The following is a 769-nucleotide window of genomic DNA, read 5'->3' as shown; positions in this document are numbered from 1 at the left end:
GTGGCCAGGACCATGGGGGCGAGGCGGTCGAGGGGGATGCCGCGGCCCAGGGCCGAAATCGCGCCCAGGACAGTGCCATCGGGGTGGCGGACGGGGGCGGCGACGGCGGCGATGCCCATGGGGCAGCGGTCGGGTTCGCTGATCGCCAGGCCCTGCCGGGAGCGGGTGCGGTGCAGGCGGGTGTGGAGTTGGCGCAGCCGCGACGGGTCCGAGCGGGTGCGGAACAGTGCGTCGACGCGTTCGGGTCCCATGGTGGCCAGCACCGCCCAGCCCAGCGCACTGCGATCGGCCGCGATTCGGGAACCGGCCAGCGGCGGCGGCACGGCGGATTCGGCGCCGATCTTGTCGAGGTGGCGGATCCGGCGACCCTCGAGAATGCCCAGATGCGTTGTGACACCGGCATTCCGGTGCAGCGCGTGCAGGCCGGGACCGGCCGCGGACCGCAGCTCACCGCATTCCCGCTGCCGCCCGGTCAGATCGAAGGCCCGCCTGCCGAGCCGGTGCCCGCCGCGATCGGGTTCGAGCCACTCCAAACGGACCAGTTCGCGAATGATCCGGTACGCCGTGGTGCGCGGCAGCCCGGTCGCCGCGGCCACGGCATCGAGGGCGACCGGCTCGGACTCGGCGCTGAAAACGTCGAGCACATCGGTCATGCGCTCGATCATCGACGGCCTGCTCTCCATCACATACCTCCGACCCGAAGCTAACCCCGGCCGCGGACCCCACCGGAACCCCCGGTTCCGTTGGCTGAAACGACCACCCCCGCGAC

General features: G+C 72.4%; 1 protein-coding gene. It reads right to left on the bottom strand.

The genetic code is table 11. The features are described from left to right. Positions 1-665 (bottom strand): IclR family transcriptional regulator (locus ACAM49_RS40320; RefSeq protein ID WP_369640763.1); only part of this gene is annotated, 665 nt, incomplete at its 3' end. Between the last annotated feature and the right edge of the window lie 104 nt (positions 666-769).

Origin of the sequence: Nocardia sp. JMUB6875 (assembly GCF_041154655.1) — a bacterium.
In the GTDB taxonomy this organism is placed as follows: domain Bacteria; phylum Actinomycetota; class Actinomycetes; order Mycobacteriales; family Mycobacteriaceae; genus Nocardia.
Note: the sequence above shows the minus strand (reverse complement) of the source record. Positions and strands in the feature narration are given on the sequence as shown.